We start from the raw sequence: 6,747 nt of genomic DNA on the forward strand, positions 1-6,747 counted from the left end.
AATCGCGGGTGACGTCCATGCACGGATCCTCGGGGTCGGTGTGTCGCGCAACGGGCGGCCCGGATCTGACGGGCAGTGCCAAGATCAGGCTAAGTTCATACGTCATCAAATGCGACATTTATGATGAGGTGTGTCGACATTTGCTGACGAATCATCTGAAGCCGACCTGACGCGCAGGCACATGAACGGATGGTAGGGATGGTTCAGCGCAGGTCAGCGCCGCCGGACACCGTCACCACGGGCGAACACCCGGCGGGTGATCAGCCCGATCCCGGCGAGCACCAGCAGGCCACCGGCGACCCCACCGCGCCAGCCGCTCGCGGTGGACCGCGCGGCCGCCGCCTGCGAGGCCTCCGCGGCCGCCCCCACGGGCGACGCGCTCGGCGGCGCCGGCAGCGGCCCGGCATCCTCCCCGGCGGACCCGAGCGGTTCGGCCGCCACCGGCGTCGATGACGGTGGCGGTGGCGGTGACGGAGGCGGAGGCGGTGACGGAGGCGGTGTCAGTGACGGTGACGGTGACGGTGACGACGCCATGACGCCGACGGCCGCCCGGGACGGGCTGGCGCCCAGGGACGGAACGGTACGGAGCGTCGGAGGTACGGAACCGGCGGAGGTGGTGGTGGGGGCGATCCGGACGGTCGGGACAGTGGGGGTGACTGAAGCAACGGACGGCCCGGCCACCGCCGCCGGTGGCCGGGCGACCGCCGGAACGGCGATCGGCAGCAGCCCCGCCGGCGCCGGCGCGAGCACGGATGCAACGGGCGTCGCCCCCACAACCGGGCTCGGCGACGAGGTGACCGGGCTCGAAGGCGTGGACGTGGGTTTGGACGTGGATGTGGACGTGGGCGACGTCGCGGGACGGGACGGTACGGAGGAGGCCACCGGCGCGGAAGCACCGGTCGAAGGCAACACCGGCACCGCCACACTCGGGCTCGGCCCGACCGGCACCGACGCCGACACCGACGCCGACGCCGACGCCGACGCCGACGGGCTCGGCACGGTCGGCACCGAGACTGCGGGGCTGGGCCGCACGGGAACCGACGCCCCCGAGCTCGGCACCGCAGGAGTCGACGCCGATGCCGAAGCCGAAGCCGAAGCCGAAGCCGACGGGCTCGGCGCCGCCGCGACGCGCACCGGCACCGTATCCGCCGCCGCCCCGTTCCCCGCCAGGTCGGTCGCCGTGACGACCAGCCACTGTTGCCCGTCCGTCAGGTCCCGGTTGGCGGTGCAGGTCCAGCTGCCGTCGAGCGCCGCCGTCACCCCGCACAGCACCGTCCGCTCGCCCGCACCCGAACCCGAACCCGAAGCCGGAGCCGAACCCGGCCCCGAGGCCGCCGAGCCGCCCGCCCGCGCCGTGACCAGCACCTTCGAGCCCGGCTCGGCCCGCCCGGTGAACGTCGGCCGGCTGACCCGCAGGGTCTCCCCGGCGGCCGGCGAGCCGAGCACCGGCTTGTCCGGCGGGACGGTGTCGACGACCAGCGCGACCGCCTGCCCGGCCGTCCGGTTCCCGGCCTCGTCGACCGCGACGGGGGTGAGCAGGTGGCGCCCGTCCACCAGGTTCTCGACCGGCAGGCAGGACCACTGGCCGTCCGCCCGGACGGCGCTGCGGCAGAGTTCGGCGGCCTGGTCGGTGACCGCGACGGTGCTGCCCGCCTCGCCGGTGCCGGTGAGCTGGATCCCCGGGTCGTTGGTGTACTCCGGGAGGGTGAGGACGGGCGGTGCGGGCGGTGCCGTCTTCACGGTGACCCGGACGGCGTCGCCGCGCAGCACCACACCACCGCTGGTGATCTCGACCGGGGTGAGGGCGTGCGGGCCTGCGGCGAGCGCTCCGTCGGGCCGGCAGGACCAGTCGCCGCCGCGCTCGACCCGGGCCCGGCAGGCCGTGGCGTCGCCGTCCCGGATCTCCACCGAGGCGCCGGCGACCGCTCCGTCGCCGTGGATCCGTGGGCGGGCCTCGGCGAGGACGGCGCCGTCGACGGGTTCGGCGACCTCGGGCCGGGCGGCGCCGACGGTCAGTTTGATCCGCTGGTCGGCAACCTGCCCGGAGTCGGCGAAGCCGCCGGAGGGGACGAGTTGGCTGGCGTCGCGGGCGATCCGCAGCCGGGCCCAGGTGTCGCCGGAGGCGGCGCCGGTCGGGACGGTCCATTCCAGGGTCGCGGTGTCGGCGCCGGCCGGGATCTCGGTCTGCACCCGCTCGGCGGGGTCGAAGCGCCCGCTGTGGTCGAAGTCGATCCAGCCGGCCAGGGTCGCGGGCTGGTCGCCGACCGCCACCGGGACGCTGAGCCGGTAGTAGCGGCCGATCGCGGCCTCGGTGGGGAAGCTGATCGACGGGTCGGCGCCCTGGTACTCGGCGCGGCCGGGCTGGAGCTTGGGCGGCGGCGGGCTGGTGAAGACGCTGCGCCGGCCGGCCCCGTGGTCGAGCTGGACCAGCGGCTCGCCGGTCGACCGGTCGGCCGTGCCCGGGTCGTCGGCGGACCGGGGTCGGGTGCGGTGCGCCTGGTTGGCGGCGTCCGCGCCGAGGAACAGGTCGGAGAGCACGTGCGAGGCGTTGCCGTAGTTCTGCGGGGCGGTGCCGAGGTCCTCGTCGACGGTGACGGTGTACGCCTGGCGCAGGACGGGCGGGGCGGTGGTGCTGCCGGCCCGGGCGGTGGAGCGCTGCTCGACCCGGAAGACCGCGGTGCGCAGGGTGCCGGCGAGTTCCAGGGTGCCCTCGGAGGCGGAACCGGCCGCGCCGTCGGAGCTGCCGTCGGCGCCGACGGGTGCGAGGGCGTTGGCGTCGACCGTCCAGCCGGGCCAGTCGGTGCGGTTGACCAGGGTGGGGGCGGAGGGTGAGCCGCCGGTGAGGGTCAGCCGGGCCGCGGTGCTGGTGGTGCCGGACTTCCCGGTGGCGAGCGCGACCAGTCCGCTGAGGTGCAGCCGGGGATTGCGGACCGGTCGGGAGAAGGCGAGCCGGAGCGTTCCGACGGTGCGCCAGGATCCGTCCGCCTGCGGGCGGTTCTCGGTGACGCTGAAGGTCTGCGCGGGGTTTCCGGGGTGCATTCCGTCCGTGTACGGCCCGGCCGCACGCCCCCCGCCGGGGCGGTCGGCCAGTTCGCCGGCCGCGGCGGCCACCTCGGTGCCCGGGGTGGCGGCGAATTCGAGTTGGACGGAGAGGCCGGAGGGCAGGACCGCCCGGCGTTCCCCCGACCAGGCGTCAGGGGACTGCTGGGCCACCGAGAGTGGGGCGTTCCAGCCGGTCAGCAGCCCGGCCACGAGGACGGTCAGGGCGGCGGCCGTGCGGGGAAACTGTCGGCCCATCCGGCTCTCCTTCGCGGTCGGCTGCCGGGGTGCCGGGCAGTCTGGGCACAAGATCTGACAAAAAGGAATCACGATCCTGAGCCGGTCATACTGCGACACCTGCGCTTATGGCCGGGTCCCACCCGTTTGGCGGCCATCCGAGCGGCAGGACGGGATATACCCGAAACAGATGCATTTCATCCATTAGGCCCGCAATCCAGAACGGACGCGGCACCCGGCGCCCTCGTCCGGGCCCGGAAACGGGAGAAGCCCCCGGCCGGTGGCCGGGGGCTTCTCACTGGTGCGCTCAGCAGGATTCGAACCTGCAACCTCTTGATCCGTAGTCAAGTGCTCTATCCGTTGAGCTATGAGCGCAAGGAACGGGCGAACCCGATCTTGCGGAAATTGGTGCGCTCAGCAGGATTCGAACCTGCAACCTCTTGATCCGTAGTCAAGTGCTCTATCCGTTGAGCTATGAGCGCTCGCCCTGCTGAACAGTGCCAGCGGGGCGTTGCGGGGACAACATTACATGACCTGCGACGCGGGACGAAATCGATTGCTCCCTGCCCCCGGGCCGACCCCCTGGAGGCCGCTCGGGCCCCCGGCGGCCCCGGCCTGCGGAGCAGGTCGGCGGGGCGGGCCCGGAACCGCCCCGGAGATGCCGAAAGCCCCGCCGACAAGATCGTCGACGGGGCTTTCCGGCTGCGGAGGCTGAGGGATTTGAACCCTCGATCAGGAATAACCCCGAAACCGCATTAGCAGTGCGGCGCCATAGACCGGACTAGGCGAAGCCTCCTCCACAGGGACCACGTCCGCGTGAGCGGACCCGTTCCGTGTGCCTGAGATGATGCCACAACCGTGGGGTTCGGCACCAACCACCGCCCACGTTACTAGGCGGGTCGACCCCGCCGCAAAGAAGAATGAGATACTGCCGTCTCCGGAGGAGCTGCCCTGAGCCGAGGAGACCTGTCGACGTGAGCAGCAGGCCGATCCGAGGCGCTGCTCGCCTCGCCGCCATACTCGACGCCCTGCCCGACGCGTTGTTGCTGGTGAACAGCAACGGCACCGTCGTGGACGCCAACAGCGCGGCAGTCCACGCGCTCCAGACGCCCGGCACCTCGCTGGTCGGCATGGGCGTGCTGGACCTCCTGCCCGAGTTCGACCCCAGTCGGATCCCCGGCTCGATGCGCCCGGCCGCCCGCGACGGCGACGAGCCCGACCGCCCGGTCCGGATGACCGCCCGGCGCACCGACGGCACCAGCTTCCCGGTCGAGGTCTCCGGCAACGACTTCCCCGACGACGGCACCGGCGAGGGCCGCGGCTACGGGCTCACCTCGTACGACCCGTACCGCGAGCGGTCCCGCCCGTCCTCCGCGAGCGACCTGCTCCTGCTGCTGGTCCGCGACCTCTCCAGCCGGCTCGGCGTCGAGGCCGAGCTGCGCCGCCAGCACAAGCAGACCGAGATGATCCTGCGCGCCGCCGCCGAGGGCGTGCTCGGCGTCGACCTCGAAGGCCGCTGCGTGCTGGTCAACCCGGCCGCCGCGCACATCCTGGAGTACCGGGCGAGCGAGCTGGGCGGGCGCGAACTGCACCCGCTGATCCAGCACTCCCGGGCCGACGGCACCCCGCTGGCGCTGGAGGAGTCCGCGCTGCTGGACACCCTGACCTCCGGGCGCAAGCACCGGGTGCGCGGCACCGTGCTGTGGCGCAAGGACGGCCGCCCGGTCACCGTCGACCTCACCACCGCGCCGGTGCGGGACGGCGACCAGCTGGTCGGCGCGGTGATGACCTTCACCGACCGCAGCCGCGAACTCGCCCTGGTCGCCCGCAACGAACACCTCACCGCCGTCCTGGAGAGCGAACTCGGCGGCGCGCTGTCCGCGCTGAACGAGCGGCTGGACGCGCTCGCCGCCGACCCGGCCGGGCAGCTGTGGCCGGAGGCCAACTGGACGCTGCGCCGGCTCGCCGACGAGTGCCGCCGGTTCAGCCGGCTGATCGACGGCGTGCTCGCGCACCAGCGCTCCGAGGCCGGCGAGGCCGCCCCGGCGGACGGCCCGGACGCGAAGGACGGCAAGGACAACAAGGACGGCAAGGACGGCCGCAAGCCGACCGAGCGGCGGGTGCCCGTCGCCCTGGACAAGGTGGTCCGCCGGGCCGTCGAGGCGGCCGGCGAGCTGGTCGGCCCGGGCCGGGTGCGGTTCTCGGTGCACGCCGCCGCCGTCGAGGTGATCGCCGACGAACGCCGGCTCGCCCAGGCGCTGGCCCACCTGGTCGCCGACGTCAGCGGCATCGGCCTCGCCCTGGACGCCCCGACCGCCCCCTCCCCCGGCCTGGCCGCCCCCGGCGCGCCCGCCGCGCTGCCCTCCGGCGGCGAGCCGCCGACCGTCGTCCTGGCCGCCGCCCAGCGCGGCGAGGTCGCCCGGGTCGAGATCCGCGGGCCCGGCCTCGGCGGCAGCCCCGTCCACCTGCCGATAGCCCGCGCGGTGGTCGAGCGCCACGGTGGCGTGCTCCAGCCGCACGAGCTGCCCGGCAAGGCCGGCACCACGTACGTCGTCGAGCTGCCGTTGGACCCGGCCGCCGCGAAGGCCGCCGCCGAGCGCGCGGCCGCCGAGGGCCGCCGCTCCGACCGGCCCAAGGAGGGCGACAGCGCCGTCCTGCCCGACCTGCCGGGCATCCCGCAGCTGCCCAGCAGCGGCGAGGACGCCGAGCCGGTCGCCGACGGCGGCGAGCAGCCCGACCGCGAGACCCCGGCCGCGGCGGCGGAGCAGCCCGCCGAGGAACCCGCCGCCGAGCGGCGCGGCCGCCGTGGCCGCCCCGCCGCCGAGGAACCCGCGCCCCCGGCCCGGACCGCCCCCGACGCCCCCGCCGACCAGTGGCCGAACGCCCCCGCCCGGATCGAGCGGGCCGTCCCCGAACAGTGGAACGGCACCGGCAACGACCCCGCGTACGGCCGCCAGGGACTGGCCGGTCCGGACGGCGCGCAGCGCGACCCCTGGGGCAAGGACGACGGCCGCTCCGGCCCGGCCTACGCCGTCCCCGTCGAGGGCGAGCGCCCGCAGCAGCACCGGACCGGCGGGCGTGAACCGCTCGCACTCGGCCCCGGCACCGGTGCCGCCCCCGCCGACGGCACCCCGGCGGGCGGCACGCCCACCGCAGAAGGCGCCCCGGCCGCCGACGGCGCCGAGACCAAGCCCCGTCGGCGCCGCGCCCTGCCCCCCACCGAGGACTCCTCCGGCGGCTTCGCCCTCCCCGGCGCCCCCGACACCCCGGTGTACCCCGGCCTGGAGCACGCCCTGCCGGCCGGCCCGGCACCCGCGCAGCCCGAGCCCGCCGCCGCGCCGACCGGCCGCCGTCGCCGGCTGGCCGTGCCGCCCGGCCCCGGCCAGGAGGCCCCGACCGCGCCGTCCGACCAGACCCCGCAGGAGGACCGGCCCGCGCCCGGCGGCCCCGCCGCGCTGCCGCCCGCCCGCC

At 75.3% G+C, this 6,747-nt stretch carries 2 protein-coding genes and 3 tRNA genes; 1 reads left to right on the forward strand and 4 read right to left on the reverse strand.

The window, feature by feature from the left end; translation table 11 throughout:
* Window positions 1-213: 213 nt before the first annotated feature.
* The 4 genes from ACFVX9_RS32420 to ACFVX9_RS32435 all read right to left on the reverse strand — a co-directional run bounded on the left by ACFVX9_RS32420 (window position 214) and on the right by ACFVX9_RS32435 (window position 4,072).
* Window positions 214-3,297 carry an Ig-like domain-containing protein gene (locus ACFVX9_RS32420; protein WP_387985020.1) on the reverse strand — a complete coding sequence of 1,028 codons (3,084 nt, stop codon included), beginning with the start codon at window positions 3,295-3,297 and terminating at the stop codon, window positions 214-216.
* A gap of 278 nt (window positions 3,298-3,575) precedes the next feature.
* Window positions 3,576-3,651, reverse strand: a tRNA-Arg gene (locus ACFVX9_RS32425).
* A gap of 31 nt (window positions 3,652-3,682) precedes the next feature.
* A tRNA-Arg gene (locus ACFVX9_RS32430) sits at window positions 3,683-3,758 on the reverse strand.
* A 223-nt stretch (window positions 3,759-3,981) separates the two neighbouring features.
* A tRNA-Ser gene (locus ACFVX9_RS32435) sits at window positions 3,982-4,072 on the reverse strand.
* A 178-nt stretch (window positions 4,073-4,250) separates the two neighbouring features.
* Between ACFVX9_RS32435 and ACFVX9_RS32440 the strand changes: the two genes are divergently transcribed.
* The coding region (locus ACFVX9_RS32440; RefSeq protein ID WP_387985023.1) for a PAS domain-containing protein at window positions 4,251-6,747 on the forward strand (2,497 nt) is incomplete at its 3' end.

The organism is Kitasatospora sp. NPDC058243 (genome assembly GCF_042882025.1).
Classification (GTDB): domain Bacteria; phylum Actinomycetota; class Actinomycetes; order Streptomycetales; family Streptomycetaceae; genus Kitasatospora.